Annotated in this window: 13 protein-coding genes; 6 read left to right on the top strand and 7 right to left on the bottom strand. The window is 45.7% G+C overall.

What is annotated here, in order from left to right:
• Positions 1-11: 11 nt before the first annotated feature.
• Positions 12-965 (top strand): serine hydrolase domain-containing protein, encoded by a 954-nt coding sequence (locus ACM1ND_RS09750; RefSeq protein ID WP_071558905.1) that lies wholly within the window; start codon positions 12-14, stop codon positions 963-965.
• A gap of 143 nt (positions 966-1,108) precedes the next feature.
• On the opposite strand, the gene yicI is transcribed toward ACM1ND_RS09750, so the two are convergent.
• Positions 1,109-3,433, bottom strand: coding sequence for an alpha-xylosidase (gene yicI, locus ACM1ND_RS09745; RefSeq protein ID WP_071558906.1), 2,325 nt, complete (start codon positions 3,431-3,433; stop codon positions 1,109-1,111).
• A 181-nt stretch (positions 3,434-3,614) separates the two neighbouring features.
• Between yicI and ACM1ND_RS09740 the strand changes: the two genes are divergently transcribed.
• Positions 3,615-4,535: an AraC family transcriptional regulator gene (locus tag ACM1ND_RS09740; protein ID WP_279831071.1), complete on the top strand. Its 921-nt coding sequence runs from the start codon at positions 3,615-3,617 to the stop codon at positions 4,533-4,535.
• A 15-nt stretch (positions 4,536-4,550) separates the two neighbouring features.
• On the opposite strand, the gene brnQ is transcribed toward ACM1ND_RS09740, so the two are convergent.
• Entirely contained in the window at positions 4,551-5,909 is a 1,359-nt protein-coding gene (gene brnQ, locus ACM1ND_RS09735; RefSeq protein WP_023988110.1) for a branched-chain amino acid transport system II carrier protein, read from the bottom strand.
• A gap of 873 nt (positions 5,910-6,782) precedes the next feature.
• Between brnQ and ACM1ND_RS09730 the strand changes: the two genes are divergently transcribed.
• Positions 6,783-8,057 carry an oligosaccharide MFS transporter gene (locus tag ACM1ND_RS09730; protein WP_034095014.1) on the top strand — a complete coding sequence of 425 codons (1,275 nt, stop codon included), beginning with the start codon at positions 6,783-6,785 and terminating at the stop codon, positions 8,055-8,057.
• A gap of 96 nt (positions 8,058-8,153) precedes the next feature.
• Here the strand turns inward: ACM1ND_RS09730 and ACM1ND_RS09725 are convergent, their stop codons facing one another.
• Entirely contained in the window at positions 8,154-9,857 is a 1,704-nt protein-coding gene (locus ACM1ND_RS09725) for a methyl-accepting chemotaxis protein (RefSeq protein ID WP_034095013.1), read from the bottom strand.
• A 33-nt stretch (positions 9,858-9,890) separates the two neighbouring features.
• The gene (locus tag ACM1ND_RS09720; protein ID WP_254348034.1) at positions 9,891-11,165 is read right to left on the bottom strand and encodes an ABC transporter substrate-binding protein; all 1,275 of its coding nucleotides are present in this window, start codon (positions 11,163-11,165) and stop codon (positions 9,891-9,893) included.
• Between the two features lie 243 nt (positions 11,166-11,408).
• Here ACM1ND_RS09720 and ACM1ND_RS09715 point away from each other — a divergent pair, with 243 nt between their 5' ends.
• Positions 11,409-12,257: a copper amine oxidase N-terminal domain-containing protein gene (locus ACM1ND_RS09715; RefSeq protein ID WP_071558910.1), complete on the top strand. Its 849-nt coding sequence runs from the start codon at positions 11,409-11,411 to the stop codon at positions 12,255-12,257.
• A 289-nt stretch (positions 12,258-12,546) separates the two neighbouring features.
• On the opposite strand, the gene ACM1ND_RS09710 is transcribed toward ACM1ND_RS09715, so the two are convergent.
• From ACM1ND_RS09710 to ACM1ND_RS09700, 3 genes are all read right to left on the bottom strand, one after another.
• A complete protein-coding gene (locus ACM1ND_RS09710; RefSeq protein ID WP_028542774.1) occupies positions 12,547-14,388 on the bottom strand; it encodes an adenine deaminase in 1,842 nt (613 codons plus the stop codon).
• 153 nt (positions 14,389-14,541) lie between these two features.
• On the bottom strand, positions 14,542-16,920 hold the full coding sequence (helD, locus tag ACM1ND_RS09705) for an RNA polymerase recycling motor HelD (RefSeq protein ID WP_233903858.1): 2,379 nt from the start codon (positions 16,918-16,920) through the stop codon (positions 14,542-14,544).
• Positions 16,921-17,276: 356 nt separating this feature from the next.
• Complete coding sequence (locus tag ACM1ND_RS09700; protein ID WP_175405266.1) at positions 17,277-18,308, bottom strand: FUSC family protein; 1,032 nt, start codon at positions 18,306-18,308, stop codon at positions 17,277-17,279.
• Positions 18,309-18,495: 187 nt separating this feature from the next.
• Here ACM1ND_RS09700 and ACM1ND_RS09695 point away from each other — a divergent pair, with 187 nt between their 5' ends.
• Together ACM1ND_RS09695 and ACM1ND_RS09690 are read left to right on the top strand one after the other, a co-directional pair.
• Positions 18,496-19,818, top strand: a complete 1,323-nt coding sequence (locus ACM1ND_RS09695) for an MFS transporter (RefSeq protein ID WP_071558911.1) — start codon at positions 18,496-18,498, stop codon at positions 19,816-19,818.
• 93 nt (positions 19,819-19,911) lie between these two features.
• The gene (locus tag ACM1ND_RS09690; RefSeq protein ID WP_053325197.1) at positions 19,912-21,081 is read left to right on the top strand and encodes a glycosyltransferase family 4 protein; all 1,170 of its coding nucleotides are present in this window, start codon (positions 19,912-19,914) and stop codon (positions 21,079-21,081) included.
• Positions 21,082-21,120: the final 39 nt, after the last annotated feature.

Genomic DNA, 21,120 nt, shown 5'->3' with positions numbered 1-21,120 from the left:
GGAGGATCTGCATGAAAAGTCTGGAACTCAAACCGCTTATTCACGTGCTTAACGAATTGGAAACCCGCAGCTGCCTGCTTGAGCAGCAGGGTAACATGATCATGAATTACTATCGTGAACCTCAAATTGCTAATGAACTCTATAAAATAAATTCCTGTACCAAAAGCGTGATTTCCGCATTAGTTAGTATCGCTATGGACCAGCAACGGGGACCGAAACCGGAGACGCCGATCCTCGAATTCTTTCCCCAGTTGGCCACAGATAGTGATTCTCGTAAGCGTGATATTACGATTGAACATCTGCTGACGATGTCCGCAGGCTTTAACTGGACGGAATTTGGCGGACAAAATTCTTTTCCTACCATGAGCAAAACGTCAGACTGGGTGCAATTTGTGCTTTCACAGCCATTATCGGATGTGCCAGGTACGCGAATGGAATACAGTTCTGGCTGTTCTCAACTTTTGGCCACCATACTACGTAATGTTTCTGGACAAACAGTTGCTGAATTTGCCGAGCAGCAATTATTCCAACCGCTCAGTATCGAAAGCTATCATTGGGAAACCGATCCTCAGGGTACTCATACGGGTGGATTCGGACTGCATCTCAGGCCGATGGACATGCTCAAATTCGGGCGGCTTTATCTGAACCAAGGAGGCTGGGAAGGACGGCACATCATCCAAACAGAGACAGTCCGATATTCAACCCGTTCGTTTCTTCCTGCTGCCAAACCACAAAAGGCATTTTACGGCTGGCACTGGTGGACTTCTTCCTTTTCAGATGAAACAGAGATAGGAACTGAAACGGACTATTTTTACGCTCTCGGCTTTGGTGGGCAATATATTGTTGTCGTCCCGTCGTATGACATGGTTGTTGTCGTTACCGCTGATAGATTTAAAAAGAAAAGGACTCCTGTAGATATTTTCCGGCAGTATATTGTACCGCTGCTACTCCAGCAGAATAAATAGAAATAAATACCAAAGCTAAAAGTTGCAACTGGTCTCTATCAAAAATCTGCATCAAAAAAGGCTTGCCTATTGGATCAGGCAAGCCTTTTTTTGCATATAATCGCTACATTATGACATACTTCATCCACTTTCTAGCGCCTTACCTAGCCCAAGTGAATCGTAAGCTCTTGCTGTCCGCTGGAAGCTGGTGTAATGGTTACACCCTGTTCTCCCGACTGGCTACTGCCTTCCTCCACTTGAACAGCCTTGTGGATACCGCGCAGGACTATCGACCATGGTTTAACAGCACCTTCTGCCTTCACCGTAATGACAGAATTCTTGCGGCTAGCAGTAACCGTTAGCTCCTCTTCACCTGACGTATTCACGATAATCGTTCGAGCCTGTTGCCCCTCACCAAGTTCAAACAAATGAAGCGCCACTTGATCAGCATAATCATAATCCGGACGACTGTTCTCATGACCGATTGCCAAAAGTGTGTTCGGCTTCACGAGCACAGGCAAAGTTGTAAAATCATGATGCTCGTTAACCCAACGACCACCTAACACGCTCTCATTCGTAAGTAAATTTGTCCACTTACCCTCTGGTACATAATACTGCACATTGCCTTCTTTATTAAAGATCGGGGCTACCAAAATGGAATCCCCCAGCATGTATTGCAGATCCAGCGTTGCACAGGTTGGGTCCTGCGGGAATTCCAATACCATAGCCCGCATCATCGGCAGTCCCTTTTCTGAGGATTCCACAGCAGAAGGATACAGGTATGGCATTAGCGAGCATTTGAGTTTTGTAAAACTGCGCACCACGTCGACTGATTCTTCATCAAACAGCCAGGGCACGCGATAGGATTCGTTTCCGTGCAGACGGCTATGAGAGGACAGAAGCCCGAATTGTACCCACCGTTTGTACACGTCCGGCGCAGCCGTTAACTCAAAGCCGCTAATATCATGGCTCCAGAAGCCGAAGCCGCTCAAACCAAGCGACAAACCGCCTCGCAAGGATTCCGCCATCGACTCATACGTCGACGAGCAGTCTCCGCCCCAGTGAACCGGGAACTGTTGCCCCCCGGCTGTAGCGGAACGCGCAAATAACGCGGCTTCATTTTTACCCAGCTTTTCCTCCAGCACATCAAATACAGCCTTGTTGTACAAATGCGTATAATAATTATGCATCTTCATTGGATCAGAGCCGTCATGATATACCACATGGGTAGGGATGCGCTCGCCAAAATCAGTTTTAAAGCAATCCACCCCCTGATCTACCAACACCTTGAGCTTTTCCTGGTACCAGGCGACTGCAGCCGGATTCGTGAAGTCAACCAGCCCCATCCCCGCCTGCCACATATCCCATTGCCACACGCTGCCATCGGCGGTTTTGACCAGATAACCATTCTCCATACCTTCATCGAACAAAATGGATTTTTCCGCAATATACGGATTGATCCATGCACAAATTTTGAGACCCTTTGCCTTCAATCTCTGCAGCATGCCTTCCGGATCCGGGAACATGTCTTGATCCCACTGGAAATCGCACCATTGGTATTCCTTCATCCAGAAGCAGTCAAAATGGAATACCGAGAGTGGCAGATCCCGCTCAGCCATCCCGTCGACAAAATGGTTCACTGTCGCTTCATCATAATCTGTTGTGAACGAAGTGGTCAGCCACAAACCAAAGGTCCAGGCTGGTGGTAATGCAGGCTTACCCGTCAGCTTGGTGTAATTGTCCAGTACTTCTTTAGGGTTAGCTCCACCAATAATAAAATACTCTAACGATTCGCCGGAGACGCTAAACTGAACCTTTGATACATTTTCCGATGCAATCTCATAGGATACCTTTTCTGGATGGTTGACGAACACACCATACCCTTTATTAGATAGATAGAATGGAATGTTTTTATATGCCTGCTCACTGCTAGTCCCGCCATCTTCATTCCAGATATCAACTACCTGGCCATTTTTTACGAATGGAGTGAAACGCTCTCCAAGTCCGTATACGTACTCACCGATGCCCAGCTCCAGCTGTTCCCGGAAAAAAGGCTGATCCTGCGGGTCTGTAATATAGCCTGGTCCCCGATGTCCGCTGCCTGTGACTTTGCGATCCTCGACATAAAAGCCTACATCCCAGCTCTTCCCGCGGCCGACTCGCACACTCAGATCGCCGCTTTTCAGTACCGCTACGTCCTCATCCACCGTAATGTCTACCTCTGTTGGCAAGGTGTGAATTTCAAAATTCGGTCCCTGATGCACCCGTCCCTTATGGTGGTTCAGACGCACCTGAATGACATTCGGCATAGGCGAGCTGTAGGTCGCTTTCAGCAACGCTCCGTTCAGCGTATCTCCTTTATGCTCGATCCGGTGGGTGGCTGCATATACCGTCATGGAAGCATCGTCCGTCACAATATCACGGATTTCAGCAGGATTTTGTATTTCATAGCCCTTGCGAACCATCCAATAGCCATCAGTAAATTTCATCTGTTTCTTCCTCCGCTTCAATCTTTATTTTCTTAATCTCAAATCGCTTGTTGGATTTTTTCGAAATCCTTACTATAATAATATTGATTTATGTAAGGGTTTACTTCTTTTATTTTGACGTATTGTATCAATATTTTGATGTTTTATATTTAAATCAGTTTGCGGAAAAGGAGTCATAGAAATGCAAAGAGAAATGTTGCGGGAAAACCGCATTCATGGCAATCCCATGTACCCAGTCAGCGTATACCCAAGCGTGGAGCAGTTGAACGGAAATAGTATACTGGAGTCTCATTGGCATGAAGAGATGGAGTTTATCATAGTCGAACAGGGGAGCGCCGTATTTCAGACGGATATGGTCTATACGGAGGTGAACGAAGGTGAAGCTCTTTTTGTCAACAGTGGTGAGCTTCACGCAGGTTATTTACAAAAAAGCGCTCGTTGCGTATTTTCTGCGGTGGTGTTTCACCCCGACATGCTGCACAGCCGCACGCAGGATACGGTGCAAACACAGTTTATTGACCCATTTATCAGTAAAAAGCTTGTCCCTCCCCCTCACATTCGTGGCGTGCAGCCCTGGGAGCAAGAGGTGCTGGCTGCATTGCGACACATTATCACCAGCCATGAGCAGAATGCGCCTGCCCGTGAACTGGCGACCAAGGCGCAGCTCTATAGCATGATCGCCTGTCTGTACCCACACATGACCCCCGCTAACGGAGAGGATGTGATTATGGCAGGGCAACGCAATAAAGTTGAACGGATCAAAAAAGCGCTGGTGTATATTAACAGTCATGCTCATGAGCCTATACGTTTACGGGAGATCGCAGATGAGATTGGAATGAGTGAGGGGCATTTTTGCCGTTTTTTTAAGCAGATGGTTCAGAAAAGCCCGGTAGAATATATTAACTATCATCGGATTCAAAAGGCTTGCAGGTTGCTGGAGCAAAGTGATCGCAAAGTGGTTGATATTGCGCTGGATGTTGGTTTTGACAATCTAAGCTATTTTATTGCGACCTTTAAAAAATGGAACGGCCTGACCCCTTCGCAGTACCGTAAGCAGCACGAAGCAGATCAGGCGCTTGCTGTCCCTTATATAACAGACTAATATGCATAGGATAAATCATTTATTTTTTTTGGGCTTCATAAGTACTAAAATTATTTTTCTTCCTCTTAACTTAGTAAATATGTAGCCAGCTACGCCTCCTAAAACAGAGGGAATTAACCACCCTAACCCTACATTATATAATGGAAGAAGATGAGTGAAAAAATCATTAATTACATTAATTTTTATTCCAGCAGCATTCAAGCCATCAAATAAACTAATGATAAAAGTTAATATCAAACTGCCTTGATATACTTCTGACCTTCCTTTAAATACGGGATGTAAAAAAGTTAAAAATATCAGAGAAATAGCAATAGGATATATTGCCATTAATACTGGCGTTGAAACCTTAATGAGCTGAGTTAAACCTATGTTAGCTACAAGGGTACTAAATATAGATAACATGAGAGCAACTCTTTTATAAGAGACTTTTGGAAATAATCCATGAAAAAAGGAAGAGCAGGAAGTGATAAGCCCCACACTTGTCGTTAAACACGCTACTGTAATCATTAAGCCTAATAGAATAGAACCATAAGATCCAAAATAATAGGAGGAAACCTTAGCTAACACCTCAGCCCCATTTCCTAAAACACCCAATTTTTCAACGCTAGAAGCTCCCATGTATGAAAGAGACGTATAGATAAAAGCTAAGAGTATAACCGCAATTGCTATCGCTTTGGCACAAATGATCATCAACTCTTTTTTGGAAGTAACTCCTCTATCCTTAATTGCATTCACAATGATAATTCCAAAAATAAAGGCTACAAGAGCGTCCAATGTTAAATAACCCTCTTGAAAGCCTTTGAAAAAGACATTCGATGTATAACCCTCCGCAGGTTCTTGGAACTTTCCTATTGGGTGAATAATAGCTACAATCACAAGTAATCCAATGAATGTCAATTTAATGGGTGTTAAAAACTTTCCGATTACATCAATAATTTTTGTAGGATTAAGTGATAACAAACATGCAACTGCAAAAAAAAGGATAGTAAATACAAAAAGTGCGACAGGATGATCTGCATTGTTTGAAAAAAAAGGTTTGACTCCAATTTCAAATGACACACTACCGGTTCTAGGAATTGCATATAAAGGCCCGATGGCTAGATAAAGAATAGTTGTAAAGACAATGCCGAATACAGGATGTACACGACTCGCTAAAGTTTGCAAATTGCTTTTGCCCGAAAAAACAAAGGCTGTGACGGCTAGTAATGGTAAGCCAACTCCAGTAACCAAGAAACCTGCATTGGCTATCCATACATTCTTTCCAGCCATTTGCCCAAGCATAGGTGGAAAGATTAGATTCCCTGCACCAAAAAATAAGGCAAATAGCATTGATCCTATAATGATAATAAAGGACGAAGAAACACTTTTCGACATAATAAATCCTCCAACTACGAATTCACAACATTTTGTTTTTATTCGTTTTCTCTTTAATTTGTATAATATATGTTAATAGGGACGTAGCCCATGTTGCATCCAAAGAACGGTATCTGATTGCCTAGAGTATGTAATATGGTGCTTTTCACAAATAATGCTCAGTTCGATCTAAATGCCATCACCAATCAGGGACAGCCATCCGCTCCCCCCTTCTGACTAGTGTAGGGTGATAACCTGTGCCTTTAGGGTGAGTGGGTTTCGTCTTAACTCGTCGTTACACAATACTCTATATACGATCACTGTTTCAAGTAACTTTGTACTTGCAAAATGAATCACTTCATCCCCTTGCTTTTACAATTATGATGCTACCCTATGTTTCTCCTCCTACTTAGTGAGCTTAATGAACTATAAGGGAATTTTACACTTAGGACTTATTTCTTACAAGACGTAGATGTAGTTACACACACCTGGTAGGTCTCGTAAAAGTTTTTAATTAGTTCAAACACCCATGTAACAGCATATTCTCATGTTACCGTCATATCGCTTACATCAAGAGCTGCCTGGTTGCTTTTGGATAAAGAAAGTGAGTTAACTCTCAAGCGTTCGCTATGTTAGATTTCTTTAAAATCATACGCATTCTTCATCTCTGTTCGAAAGAGTAATACATAATCTGTTTTGTATATTTTACCATATTTAATCCATATCAGGATCGGCTGTTTTATTCGAATTATCAACTGATTGTAATAAGCACAGGAAATCTTGGGAAAATGCCCTATGGAAGCATCTGAATAATCCTTACAATTAATAGTACAGACAATGCATACTGACGTTGTATACAATTTGAGCCGCTACAATTTAAAGGGGTGCTTAAACATGATGAATTTGGCAAAACGCAACTATTGGTCTTTGAGTATTTTTAACTTCGCTTATCTGTTTACATGGTCTGCCGCCATGTCTTTTTTTGTCATTTGGCTGGGACAAAGCCTGGGAATTTCACAAACCTACACGGGATTTCTATACGCGGCTAATTCAATCGTCGCCTTGATCATGCAGCCCCTGTTCGGTTACTTATCTGACAAGCTGGGCTTGAGAAAACATCTGCTGTACATACTCTTTACAATCCTTTTGCTCGTCGGACCCTTTTTTATCTATGTGTACGGTCCATTGCTTCAAACGCAGTTCGTCATTGGTGCCATTGTTGGTGCGCTATTTATCGGCCTGGTGTTTAATGCAGGTAACGGTGTCGTCGATTCGTATATGGACAAAGTTTCGCGTAAATATGGCTTTGAATACGGACGGGTTCGTATGTGGGGTTCGCTCGGATGGGCGGCGGCTACTTTTGTTGCTGGACGGGTCATCAATATCAATGTAAATCTGACCTTCTGGATCGCCTCGGTATCTGCCATTGTTGCCATGATCTGCATCTTCCTGACCAAAGTCGAAATTTCCGGACAGGAGCAGCAGAAAACAGAATCGTTGAAGCTAATTGATGTACTGCATCTCGTACGTACCAAAAAGTTCTGGTTTCTTATGCTATTCATGGTTGGCGTGACCCAAATTTATGAGGTATATGACCAACAGTTTGCCACATACTTCGTATCGCAGTTCAGTTCCAAAGCGGAAGGAAATCAATTCCTTGGCGATTTGAGCGCTGTGCAAGTTTTCCTGGAATTTGTGTTCCTTTTCGTTACCCCTTGGTTTGTAAACAAAACGACCGCCAAATGGGCATTAATTATTGCCGGGTCGATTATGTCTTTGCGTATTATCGGCTCTTCGTTGCCATTCGGTTCCATATGGGTCGCTGCAATGAAGATGATTCACTCCCTGGAGAAACCGCTTATTCTGGTAGCCATCTTCAAATATATTACCGTTAACTTTGACCAGCGCCTGTCCTCCACCATGTACCTGCTGTATTTGTTTATGGGCTCCCTGGTGGTTTCCATTTTCTCGCCCATTGTGGGGCATATGTATGAAGTATTAAATTTCCCGATTACCTATGTAATTCTGGGTTCCATTGCAGGCCTGTTCACCATCATATCCTGCTTTACACTGACAGCAGACAAGAAGAATGGGGAACGGTATCTGGAGGAACGCCGTAAACAAGATTTGAAAAGAGCAAACAAAAAAGCTGAAGCAGTTCATTCGTAATCTAATGGTTTGAGCTTAACAGAACAGCGGCAGTCTAGGACTTGTTTTTCTCGTCCAAGGCTGCCGCTCTTAACTCCAGTTAATTTGAAGCTTATTTTAAATCTTGAATACCGACACCGTTTGATTCATCTCTTCCGCCCGCTTGGCAAGCATGTTAGCACCTGCAGACACTTCCTGCATGGAAGCGGTAGTTTCCTCGACCACGCTTGCGACTGTTTGAGTAGAATCGGCTGCACGTTCGGAGATTTCAGCAATTTTTCTCATAGATTCCACCATAGAAACGGTTCCTTCATTTACAGATCTTGCTTCTACAGCCGCAGTGTCCACCTCACCGCTCACTTCTTCAACGGCACCTACAATCTCAGAAAAGACGTTACCGACACCTTCGACAAGCATCATACCTTCATTTAGAGATTGAACACCTTCGTTCATTGAAAGCACGACTTCGTTTGTTCTTAAGGTAATTTCGTTGACCAGAGAAGAGATCTTGCCTGTTGCTTCACTTGCTTGTGCCGACAAATTGCGTACTTCAAAAGCAACAACCGCAAACCCTTTTCCCTGCTCTCCCGCTCTTGCAGCTTCTATACTCGCATTTAGTGAAAGCAAGTTGGTTCGGGCTGCTATATCACTGATCATAGCTGTGATCTGTTTAATCTCCGCCGACTTTTCGCCTAGAATATTTACCACTTCAGCGGATTGAGTTACCTTGGTATGCACATCTCTTATTTGGGAGACAGTCGAAGACATTCGGGTTTTCCCGTTGTTTGCTTTTTCTTGTGCTTGGGTTGTGAGATTAGCCACATGAACAAAGCGATTGGTTATGTTGTCTACACTTTTAGAAACGTCTACCGTGTAATTCAGCGTTTCAGCTATATCTGCAAGCTGTGTCTGAGATCCCTCTGCGACTTGAGTGGCACTTATAGCTATCTGCTCGGTAGCGATGCTTGTCTGTTCCGCACTGGCCGTTAACTGTTCAGCCGTAGAGGCAACCAGTAAGGAATTATCCACAACTTCCTTTAAAAGGTTGCGCAGTGAATCGCACATTTCATTAAAATCGGATGCCAGTTCCCCGACCTCATCTTTTGATCGGATACTAAGGGGTTCCACTTGCAGGTTCCCCCTCGTTACCAGCTTTATCTGTTCCGCTATCTTTAATATGGGCTTAGTGAACGATTGAGCCAGTAAAAAAGAACCAATGATTCCAAGTATCGTACATATGATCGTCAGAGAAATCATTAAAATTCTACCTGAATGGTAAGATTGACTCGATTGATTAGCGGCATCAGTAGCGTACTGCTCATTAAGTAGCTTCAGTTTATTTACATCGTCTAATGCTGCCTTATAAATAGAAGAATTTCCATGAATGATCATGTAGGCCATCACTTTGTCGTTTTCTTCCATGGCAGCGGAAACCACTTTGAGATGGCGAAGATACATTGCCCACTGACCATAAAAGTTGGTGAACAGTTCTTTTTCCTCTGCCGTAGAGGCTAAACTTTGATATTCATTTACACTCTTATCCATTGAAGCAGTAGCTTTGGTTAGTTCTTCTTGATAAGTGCTGCGAACAGCCGCATCCTCTTCAAGTATCAATCGAACGGTGAGTCTATCGATTTCTGTAATCTGCTTATCCATACCCTGAAGAAGAATAACCGCGGGTAAAGACCTGTTATTTACCTTGTCAGAAGCCTCTCCCATTTCCGACATCTTAATGACGCCTATAACACTTGAAAGGGAAAGTACGATAACCAGTATGAGCGCTGCACTAATTATTTTTTTCTTTAACGTTAATTTAAACATCTTTATCTTCCTCCCGTGACTGGTCTCGTGTCATCACTGCTGAGCTTTCCAATATATGCGTATTTGGCGCAACAGCTCAGCCTTATCTATCTTTCCACTGATGTAGCTTTGGATAGATGCTCCTGTGATGGCCCCATGATCAGGTGGAAGGGTTGACATAAACGGCAGCGTCTTTCCGCTCGAGATATACGACTTGATTGATCTTCCCAAAGGATCGGCAGGCTCTAAATCAATATTTTTGAACGCGGGTACCGTATTAGCCTTGTTTACCAGAAAATCTTGTCCGGACTTGTCGTATACCAGCCAGTTCAGAAACTTCTTTGCTTCCTCTTGCTCCTGAGGTGTGGTAGCTGTGGAGTCAATGAAAATATACTTTGTTACACCGACTGTAATCTTAGCATTGTTAGGGTCATCCGTATTATCGCTTAACGGAAGGGGCAAAAAACCGTATTCCTCATTTGCTGTATCATTGCTCTTAATCCCCGCCCAAGCCCAGTTGCCCATAAACCAAAGCCCCACTTTTCCCTCTCCTAATGCTTTAGCTCCATCGTCATACGTGCTGTCCAAAGGCGAATTCTTATTGATGCTGTTATCCTTGAGTAGGTCTAAAGTTTGTACCCATCCAGACATCACACTGTTTTGGGACATGTCTATGGAGTTATCCTGCATACCTTTAACAAACTCCGGAAAACCCCCAGGCTGAACAGAATAAGACAAAGCTAAAAGATGAGAGCCGAGAGACCAGTCCATTGGTGAAAGCATGACCGGTGCTACTCCCGTCTTCTGAATCCTAGCCATTAATGAGTTCAGGCTGCTTCTGCTTTTTACCGAGGAAGCATCAAAAGCCCCACCTGTTGCTTTGTCCAGCACTTTCTTATTGTAAATTAATCCGTAGCCTTCCACTGCAAATGGAAACCCCAGCACAGCATCACTTTTCTTAACGGCGTCAAGTCCATTTTCTATCGTATCAGCTACCCACTTTTCTTTGCTTAAATCAACGGCTTTATCCAGAAATTGCTGAGCATCCCCAGGATCCAGCATCGACATGGTAGCGGGACTTCCTGAGCCGTACATCGACATCAGCTTTTGATATGCAGACGTCCCCTCAGGAGCGGTAATAATCTCCAAAGATACTTCAGAGTGCTCTTGATTGTATTGTTTTGCTACTTCTTCTAACTGAGTTTTTATTTCACTTTTGGAATTCAAAAGTGTAATCTTGGTCGTCTGCTGTGATACTGGTGAGGCTGAGCAACCTATAAACATCATTAAACATGCTAGAGAAATCGCAACTTTTAGCTGTATTCTCATTAACTTTCCCCCTAAGGATTTACTTTGATAAATTTTATGAATAATATTCAATGTTATCGACATAATTCCCCAGGAAGATTAGAAGTTTAAAGTTGGTAAATGTCGGAAGTTAATTAAATAGTACAAACTGGTTGTTACGTTAAGTTAACAGACAGGACAGCGCAACGATCTTTATCCAGTTGCGTCTTAATATGGGGTAAAGTTGCTGTGCAACAAATTAAACCAAGAAAGGAGCAATCATTTATGAAAAAAGCTTTCTTTGGGGCTTTTCTTACAATTTTTTTATTTATTTCATCGTCCACTACTTATGCAGCAGAAAATCAAATCAAAGTTGACGGTGTGACTACTACATCCGATGTGAAGCCCGAAATGAAGAACAAACGCACAATGGTACCTCTACGTGTTATTAGTGAAAGTTTGGGGGCTAGCGTCGAGTGGTCCAATTCCGAGGTTATTCTCGCAAAAAGCGATATGAAAGTGAAATTAGCAATAAATAGAAGCACCGCGGAAAAAAACGGAGAAAAGATACTGCTTGATGTAAAACCATACACGAAAAATAATCGCATATATGTTCCACTTCGTTTTATTGCAGAGACGTTTGGCTGTAATGTCAATTACAACAACTTTGCAGTGACTGTTGATACTAAACCATTGTTCATAGACGGTGTACAAGTAAAAGCATTGCAATATGAATACCATATGTTTATGGGCGGCGTAGTTCAGCAAATTAATGTAAATGCATTTAATGAAACCATTTATAATATTTTTGCAAAAAACATAGGTGAAAAGGTTGAAGCACCTGCAAACTACTCTTGGAGCTTCACTATTGACACATTTGGGTCTTATTATAAAAATGCACAATATGATTTCTTAGACCAAAAAGGGAAAAGCTTAGTTCGTTTTGATATTTATTCTTTAATTAGTCCTGTTCCATCTGAACTTTCAACAGAATATCCAGAGATTTTAGTTCATGACGTATCGAAAGATGAGTGGTATTTGTTTAACGATACCGCAAGAAAATCCATTAATCAGTTAATGTTTACCGCTGGGAAAAACGGTTTTCTGAAGATTATAAGTAACACAACTGTATAATGTGATTTTTTCTAATTACACTTTTTTCGTCTCCAAAAGATAAAAGGCAAATTCCCTGCTGAATATGCTTCACATGGGTTTGCTCTACAAACCTGTTCCAATCCTGCTCTATAATCGAGGCTTGATGAGCCATCTTTTCTAATGAACGATAACAGGGATGCATCTGCTCACCACTCCTTGACTTTTATAAAGGAATCGAAGATAACTTTTTTGGCTTCGTATATGAAAAACAGGGGTTATCCCTCAGGTCTGGGCAGACCTGCAGGACAACCCCCAGCGACGTGTTCTATCAGACTTCCGCAGCATCCTCTTCCACGAAAAGAGATACCTTGCGGATGCCATCCGCTCCGATCACGACAAGCCCCTGATCCGACAGACGGATTTCAGGGATAACGACCAGTGCGAGCAGTGACAGTGTCATCAGCGCGTTGTTCAGCATGCAGCCGGATTGCTGAAGCGCCCGGCTGATACTTTCGGACTGCGCAGCCACCTCTGCAAACGGAGCTGGGGACATCAGCCCGGCGATAGGCAGCGGGAAGCGCGTCTCACCCGAGGCGGATACGACGACCACGCCACCACGCAGGGCAACAGCCTGCTTCGCCGCCTGGGTCATGAGCTCGTCATCATTACCAATGACGAGCAGGTTGTGGCTATCATGCGCGACGGTCATGGCAATCGCAGCCGGCTCGGTGAAGCCTACACCTGTTACAAGTGCAACCGCGTGACTGCCACTGGCATGATGGCGCTCGAAAACGGCTATTTTGCACAAATCCTGTGCAGAATCTGCCGTGACTTCTCCATTACGGACCGGAACGGTCATCCGCACTTCCTTCGTGTCCACGTGATTTTCCGTAACACGAATCACTCGTACAGGTACATCCCCCTCCTGTACTGGAGCCGCAATGCGGAAATCTGCAGCACTCAGCTCTCGCCCCAGATGGACGGTGTCCATCACTTCCGCAGGATAATCGAAGCCGTCCCAATCGGCGACCATTTGACCGTGCTCGGCCACCAGCTGGCCCGCTGCGATGGTAGCCGTCACATTCACTTCGGCCAATCGGCCATCAAGCAAAATAATGTCGGCAATCGCACCCGGAATGATCGCTCCGATATCCCGTGCCACGCCGAAGCGCTCTGCCGTATTCAGCGTGGCCATCTGAAACGCGGTTACGGGCTTGACGCCCTGTGCAATGGCATGACGCACGACGAAATCCATCTGTCCTTCATGGAGCAAGGATTCTGCGCTGCGGTCATCCGTTACCAGCATCATGCGGCGCGTGTCGAGACCCATTTCCGTGCTGGCTCGGATCGTCTCGGCCACATCATGCCATGCGGAGCCTTGCCGCATCTTGGCATACATGCCGAGTCGGATACGCTCGGCTACATCCTCGGGCGTGACACACTCGTGGTCGCCCGTAATTCCCGCGGCTGCATAGACCGGCAGACGCCAATCATCGGAGGCCCATGTAAAATGGCCATCCGCCACCTTGCCCGCGCGCAGCGTGGCCTGAATTTCCCCGATCATCACATCGTCTCCATAGACGACACCAGGGAAATTCATGACTTCGCCCAGCCCGATCATATCCGGGCCCCAGCTTAACGCCTCTGCGACTTCCGCCGGGCCGAAGGAGGCACCCGTCGTTTCCAGTTCCGGACCTGTGGACGGCACGCAAGAAGCCACCTGCATGTAAGCAGCAAGCGGTGTCGTACGTGCTTCGTCCAGCATCAGACGAAGCCCTTTTAGACCCAGTACATTGGAAATTTCATGCGGGTCAAAAAAACCACCCGTCACTCCCAGCGGCAGTACAGCCTTAGCGAACTCAGTTACGGTCAGCTGTGTGCTTTCGATGTGACAATGTCCGTCCAGTAACCCCGGTGCCATATAGCGGCCTTCGGCTTCAATGATTATGGTGTCTTCTCCAATCGTATGACTGACGTCCCTACCGACGTAAGCGATACGAGAACCTTGCACAGCAATAGACATGCCTGGCAGCAATTCGCCCGATACCACATTGACCAGCGTTCCTCCGCGGATCACCAGCGATGCCTTGCGCTCCCCTCTAGCTGTAGCCACCAGCTCGGGTACACAGTCCGCCAGCGGCGGGCGTTGAAATACACTCTTCATGTCCATTACGTTTGTAACCTCCGTTTATGCTTCTTACCTGTTTTTCTTATTTGCTTATGTTACTGGAATACGCTCCATAATGCCAGCCAACTCTACATCTATTCAAGCATCGCATGGGTTTCTAAGGTATTTGCCCCCAGCTGATTGCCAATGTCCTCTCTATAGAACACGATCACGTTCTTCCACTTTGCGAGTATACGTATCCGAATCCCGTAAACTCACGAATGGCGTAATCTCCCCTATGCTATAAATATGCAGCAGATGCATCGCTCGCGTACAGGCGGTGTAGAATAACTTACGCTCACTCTCACGCTGGTATTGTTTCGCTGATCCGTCATAAATCAGGACCGCATCGAATTCCACGCCTTTTGCCAGGTAGGCCGGAATGATATGAATCCCCTTTTCAAAAGCGGGAGTTGTTTTCTTAATCAATTTTGGCTTCACTGACAGCTTTCCTTCCAGCGCTTCGTAGGCTGCCGCGCTTTCGTCAGCATTTTTACAAATCACCGCGATGGATTCATAGCCTTCTGCCAACAATTCTGTGACATTCCCAGCTATCTGTTGATGCAACTTTTCACGCGAATGCACCTCGGTTACAAGAGGCTTCTCACCCTTACGATTAAACGGTACAATGTGCTCTCCCCCAGCGACCATCCCCCGAGTAAATTCCACAATCTCCTGTGTTGAGCGATAGCTTCGTGTCAGGGAAATCATTTCGGTCTGATCTGCACCATACAAGTCATACAATGGCTCTGCATCCTGAAGCACCGAGGCATGGGCATAGATAGCCTGATTAAAATCACCCAGTGCCGTCATTTTAGCCTGTGGAAATAAGCGCTTGAAGAAAGCCAGTTGGAATGGGGAATAGTCCTGTGCCTCATCAATAAACACGTGACGGATGTTGCTATTAGAACGGAAACCCAGCATCAACTCACGCAAATATAAAAAGGGTGTCACATCCTCATACGCTAACTCCCCAGCCTGAATTCGTTCCAGAGTTTGTCGACTAATTTCACCCCAGCTGACGGGCAGCTCTGCATGATTCGCCAGTTGGCTCAGCAGCGTCTCGTTCATAAACAGCTCGCTGTAGAGCCGGGTCGTATCTACGAAGCGAAGCGCCTTAATCCATTTGCGCAGGGGCTTTAAGCGGTCACTGACCACCATACGCGCCAATATTTCTCTTTCACGCGTAAAATCGTCGAAGGTATCGCCCTTATTCTTGGATTTACGGCGCATGCGGTTATAGGCACGCTGATAATCCTCCGGCTCCATCAGATCCATCTGTTGATCCACCCATGGGGCGGAGCATTCTTCCTTACCAAAGCGGGCCAGCTCTTTGAGCATCCAATCCCGCAGCAGTTCCAATCGGTTCGCCAGCCGCACCGTAGAGTCGAATTCATAAAACTTGCGTGCCATTTGCTCTACTGAAACCACCTCACGTCCCTGAAAGCGGATGGGTTTAAAACGCATTCCCTCCTGTTCCAAATACGTCTTGTAGCCTGTAATCACATGTAAGAATGTCTTGGACGACTTAAAGCGGATACCCTCCATCCTAGCTTCATACCCAGGCTGTAACGACGCTGAAAGCACATATTCCAGCTGTTCAAATGGATCTTCTAACTGAAACTCCCGGCCCAAACGCCGCTCCAAATATTCCTGAAACGTGGCCTGAAGCATATTTTCCTCACCCAATTCAGGCAATACTGTCGATACATAACTGTTGAACATCGGGTTAGGCGAAAATAACACGACCTGATCCGCTCGTAAGCGATCCCGGTACTTATACAGCAAATACGCTACTCTCTGAAGCGCAGCAGAGGTTTTGCCACTTCCCGCCGCCCCCTGAACAATGAGCATCCGACTTCGATCATCACGGATGATGCGATTCTGCTCCTTTTGGATGGTAGCGACAATACTTTTCATTTGAGCATCCGAGCTGCGGCTCAATACTGCTTGAAGAAGTTCGTCTCCAATCGTCACCCCTGTATCGAACATAAAACGGATCTGTCCATCACGGATCGAGAATTGGCGCTTAAGCGTGAGTTCCCCTTCCATCTCCCCTGCCGGGGTCTTATATGAAGCGGGCCCCGGCATGTTATCGTAATAAAGATTGGAAATAGGCGCGCGCCAGTCGTATATCAGAAACTCCTCATCTTGATTATCCAGCAGGGAGGCAATTCCCAGATAAACACGTTCCGCAGTCTGCCCTTCCTCAGCAAAATCAATGCGTGCAAAATACGGTGAATCAAGTAACTTTTTCAAACGACCTAACGCCTCTGTAGAATGCTTGTGTCTTCGTTCCCGCTCAGACAAAATCTCAGACTGCTGACGCAAACTGGTGGACGTCTCGCCCACATCATCCGCCTCACTGAAATTGATCGTTACCTCATCCCAGAAGTCTTTACGCATATCGACGACATCTCCGCGCACAGAACCAACCTCTGTCTCTAGCTTCCGAATACGCCCGCTAATCACTGCGGTCACATCTTCTACTCTTCGTTGTTCTTCATTCCATTGCTGTTCAGTAGTCACTGACATCGCTCCTGTTCCGTTTCCTCCTGCTCCACGCAGGGCTCCCTTGCGTACAAACTATGCTCTATTATGGACCCGGGCATACTCACGGCATCCCCCTGATCCGGGAAAATTGACTAATCCTTTGAAGCATGCTATAATATAAAAAGAAGTGTGATTTACAACTTAAGCATATGGTTTTACCATAAAACAGAGCATCCTCTATTGTATCAAGTTCAGTCCCTGTTCGCAACCAGCGGGCTTTTTTTGTGCGTTCTGGCAACCTTCTATTAACCTGTTCTTACATAATTGAATTCATTACATAAAAAAGCGACCAGCCATCTGATTGATGAATGCGGTCGCTTTTCTTTTAGGAAATTCGCCTATCTGCTCTCTTCCACAGGATGAATATGATCGGCCAGTCTGCTCAGCCTCTCCAGCTGATGACCATAGTCGTACATCGCCGCAGCTACAATGGAAAGCCGCAGCATTCCCTCCTGACAATGGTCAAAACGTGTAATCGCATGCTTCATAAATTCGCCGTTGGCTTGCTGAAACAATTCACTTTCGTCCTCATTCGGTTTTAGCTTATTTTCGAATTTCAGTAGAGCATGCTCGTGAAAACGAATCAGTAGCTCCAGATGACTGTCAAAAAAAGCATCCGTTCCCTTTGGCCTTAAAGACTGGAAGTAGTGCCTTTCCACTGCATCCAGTACCTCATATCCTTTGTGCAAACTTCCGAGCATTTGTTTGTATACTACCATTTGTCTCGTTTGACTAAACTTAGAGCGCTTGAGTTTCTTCTGCTCTTCCTCGAACAAATGATATTTGTCCGAAAGCGATTTAATGGCTCCCTCCAGATTTCCTTTTTCCTCTTTAAAGACAGACTCCTTAATCTCATCGGAAATGGCAGTACGCAGCAACAAAGACATGCTGTTAAATACATTTTGAATCTGATTAATAAACTGCCTTTTCGGTTTCGGGGGAAAAACGCTAACATTGATGACAAAAGCAGACACAATCCCAATCAAAGTGAGCGCAAAGCGGGTCACCGCAAATTTCCAGTCTCCTGAGGCTTCCATTACAGAAACAACGGTCACAAGTGTCAATCCAACCGTATCAGCCATATTTATTTTCAGACATATCATAAGTACCAATACACATACCAGCCCGACTGCAATCGGCTCATTCGAAAATACCATTCCGCCCAGCAACGCCATGATTGCACCTAGTGTGCTTGTTTGGAGTTGATCCAGAAAATAACGCCACGACCTATATATCGACGGTTGCATGGCAAAAATAGCGGCTATCGCTGCCCCCACAGGCGAATGGGTGTTCAAAAGCGTGCTCAGAAAAAGGGCGAGCGTCACTGCGATTCCCGTTTTTAACACCCGTGCTCCAAAAGCCAAAGCCATCCCTCCTGCTTACCTTTCAAATTTATTCATACCGAATTACTATAATGAAAATTCAATGTAAAGTCCATGCTTTATTATTACCCAAATCAATCGGAGATCAGGAATATTTATGAAATGTACAGTTCCTGATAGAATACATATCAACAGAATTAACTTATTTTCAACAACGTCACAGGAGGAACTCATCGTGTCATGGATTAGCAAAATGTTAGAAGAGCCCCGAAAGTGGCCGCGTAATATCCGATTGTTTTTTATGGCCAATCTGCTGTACCAGATGGGTACGGGAATGTTTTCTGTGCTGTACAACCTGTATATCCAAAAGCTTGGCTTTGACGATGATATGAACGGCCAAGTGGTCAGCATGCAGGCGCTAGCGACGGCGTTGCTGTTCATTCCGGTCGGATTTTGGGGCGATCGGACGAGCCGCAAAAATATGCTGCTCATCGGCGCGTTATTCAGCGGCCTGGCCTTTCTCGCCCGTACCTTTACAGATACCAGTGGAAGCATGTTGGTATTTGCCGTAATCTCAGGTGTATTCGCCGCCTTTATTCAGGTGCTGGCTGTGCCTTTCTTAGCGGAAAGCATAAGTAAAGCCCAACGCTTAAAAATATTCAGCTATTACTCAGCTCTTGTACTGGCAGCCCAAGTCCTAGGCAGCTTCGGGGGTGGTGTACTCGCAGATGGGCTGCAGACGTGGGGAATCACACCGCTATCCAGTCTGCGGGTTGCTCTGTTCCTTGGAGGAATGGCAACATTGACCGCTTTTATTCCTCTATTATTCATCACAAAAACTACGGCAACCTTAGAAGCACCAGCTCCTGCCGAATCTTCACCTCAAACAGAACAAGTACATACGCCGCACAGTACATCCGATATACCTGACTCGGAGACGCCTGCTGCTTCTTCTGATCGCCGGGTTATTGGACAATTTGTTCTGGCCCAGTTTTTTCTTGGGTTAGGTTCAGGTCTGGTCATCCCGTATCTTAATTTGTATTTTACGAACCGCTTCTCCGTATCACTCAGCGCAATGAGTTTACTGATTGCACTCGGCCAGCTCATGACCATCCTCTCCATGTTGATCGGACCTACCCTCGGTAGCCGAATAGGACTGGTCAGAGCTGTAGTTGGCTTCCAAATGCTTTCGCTACCGTTCCTTCTCATTACAGGCTTTACGAACGTGCTATGGATCGCTTCCATCAGCTTTCTATTCAGGCAAGCGCTAATGAATGCAGCCAATCCGCTGCAAACCGCCATTCTCGTCGAACGTGTGTCAGATAAAAATCGTGGCATTGCCAACTCCATTCTCCAGACGACCTGGATGCTAGGCACCGCAGGTATGGGACCTGTACAAGCCTATTTGGTTACAACTTATGGCAACTACTGGGGCTATGCCATCACATTTAGCATGACAGGTGTTTTCTATATTTTGTCTTCCCTCGTCTATTACAGAATGTTCCGAGAAAAGCGCCCGTCCGCGGGCCAGCTTTTACAAAACCCGGCAAGCCCGTAAACAAAATCATGACACAATAAAAGCCGGAGCCTCCAAGCGGACTCCCCTGGAACGTCATAGGATAAATGAGAATGGCGGAGGAGGAATGAAGGCATGCTTCGAGTTGCATTATTTACGGACACGTATACGCCTGACGTGAATGGCGCTGCTCTGACCCTGGAACGATGGATTGGCTATCTGGAGACACATGGAGTATCTACGCTCGTCTTCGCACCGGAGGCAGACCATCATCTGCCCTCTGGGCCGGGTGTGGAGCGATTTCGGAGTATTCCCTTTTTATTGTACCGGGAATGCAGACTTGCGATCCCCAACGCCAAACAGATCAACGAGCGTCTGTCAGCCTTTTCCCCGCATTTGATTCATGTCGCTACTCCGTTTAACCTTGGCCTGTATGGAACAAGCTACGCAGCCAAACACCATATTCCACTCGTCGCCTCATATCACACCCACTTTGATAAATACCTCGAATATTACAAGCTTCGCTGGCTTGAACCCGCGTTATGGAAATACATGCTCTGGTTTCACAGACATTGCGAAAGGGTGTATGTCCCTTCTCAATCAACCATGGAATTGTTGCGCAATAAAGGAATGGGGCAGCTCGAAATCTGGAGTAGAGGCATTGATACTGACCGATTTCAACCAAAGGTGGACCGTAATGCAGTATGGAGGAAATGGGGCGTTCATGCAGATGCATTTGTTATTTTGTATGTGGGCAGGCTTGCACCGGAAAAGGGGATAGACACGTTACTGGATTCCTATCTCCAGTTACCCGACGACGTCCGCGCAGCCTCTGTGTTGGTCATTGCAGGAGATGGTCCATTGTATAAGGTCAAAACTACAGCGGATATAGGGGTACCGGAGCATGCAGTCCACTGGCTTGGTTTTGTGAAAGGGCCGGAATTAGCTGAACTCTACGCCGCAGCCGACGTATTTCTCTTCCCTTCCACCACGGAAACCTTCGGCAACGTTGTACTGGAGGCTATGGCGAGCGGTACACCTGTGGTCGGTGCCAATGAAGGCGGGGTAAAAGATAATCTAATCCATGGAAAAACAGGACTATTGTGTCCTGCTGGGGACGCCGCTGCCTTTGCCAAAGCTGTACACCTGTTGTACGAGGATGCCTCACTTCGCGATTCTATGTCCAGATCGGGTAGAGCCTACAGCCTGGAGCAGACGTGGGACCGTATTTTTGAACGGCTACTGGACAGCTACATGGACGCAGCAACCCTACACCTCGACAGCCGTCCCATGACGCGAATGTAGCCTTCAAAAACAGCGAAATTCCAGATAGCATGATAAAAG

The sequence above is a fragment of the Paenibacillus sp. JJ1722 genome (assembly GCF_048282685.1).
Classification (GTDB): Bacteria; Bacillota; Bacilli; order Paenibacillales; family Paenibacillaceae; genus Paenibacillus; species Paenibacillus polymyxa_B.
Note: the sequence above shows the minus strand (reverse complement) of the source record. Positions and strands in the feature narration are given on the sequence as shown.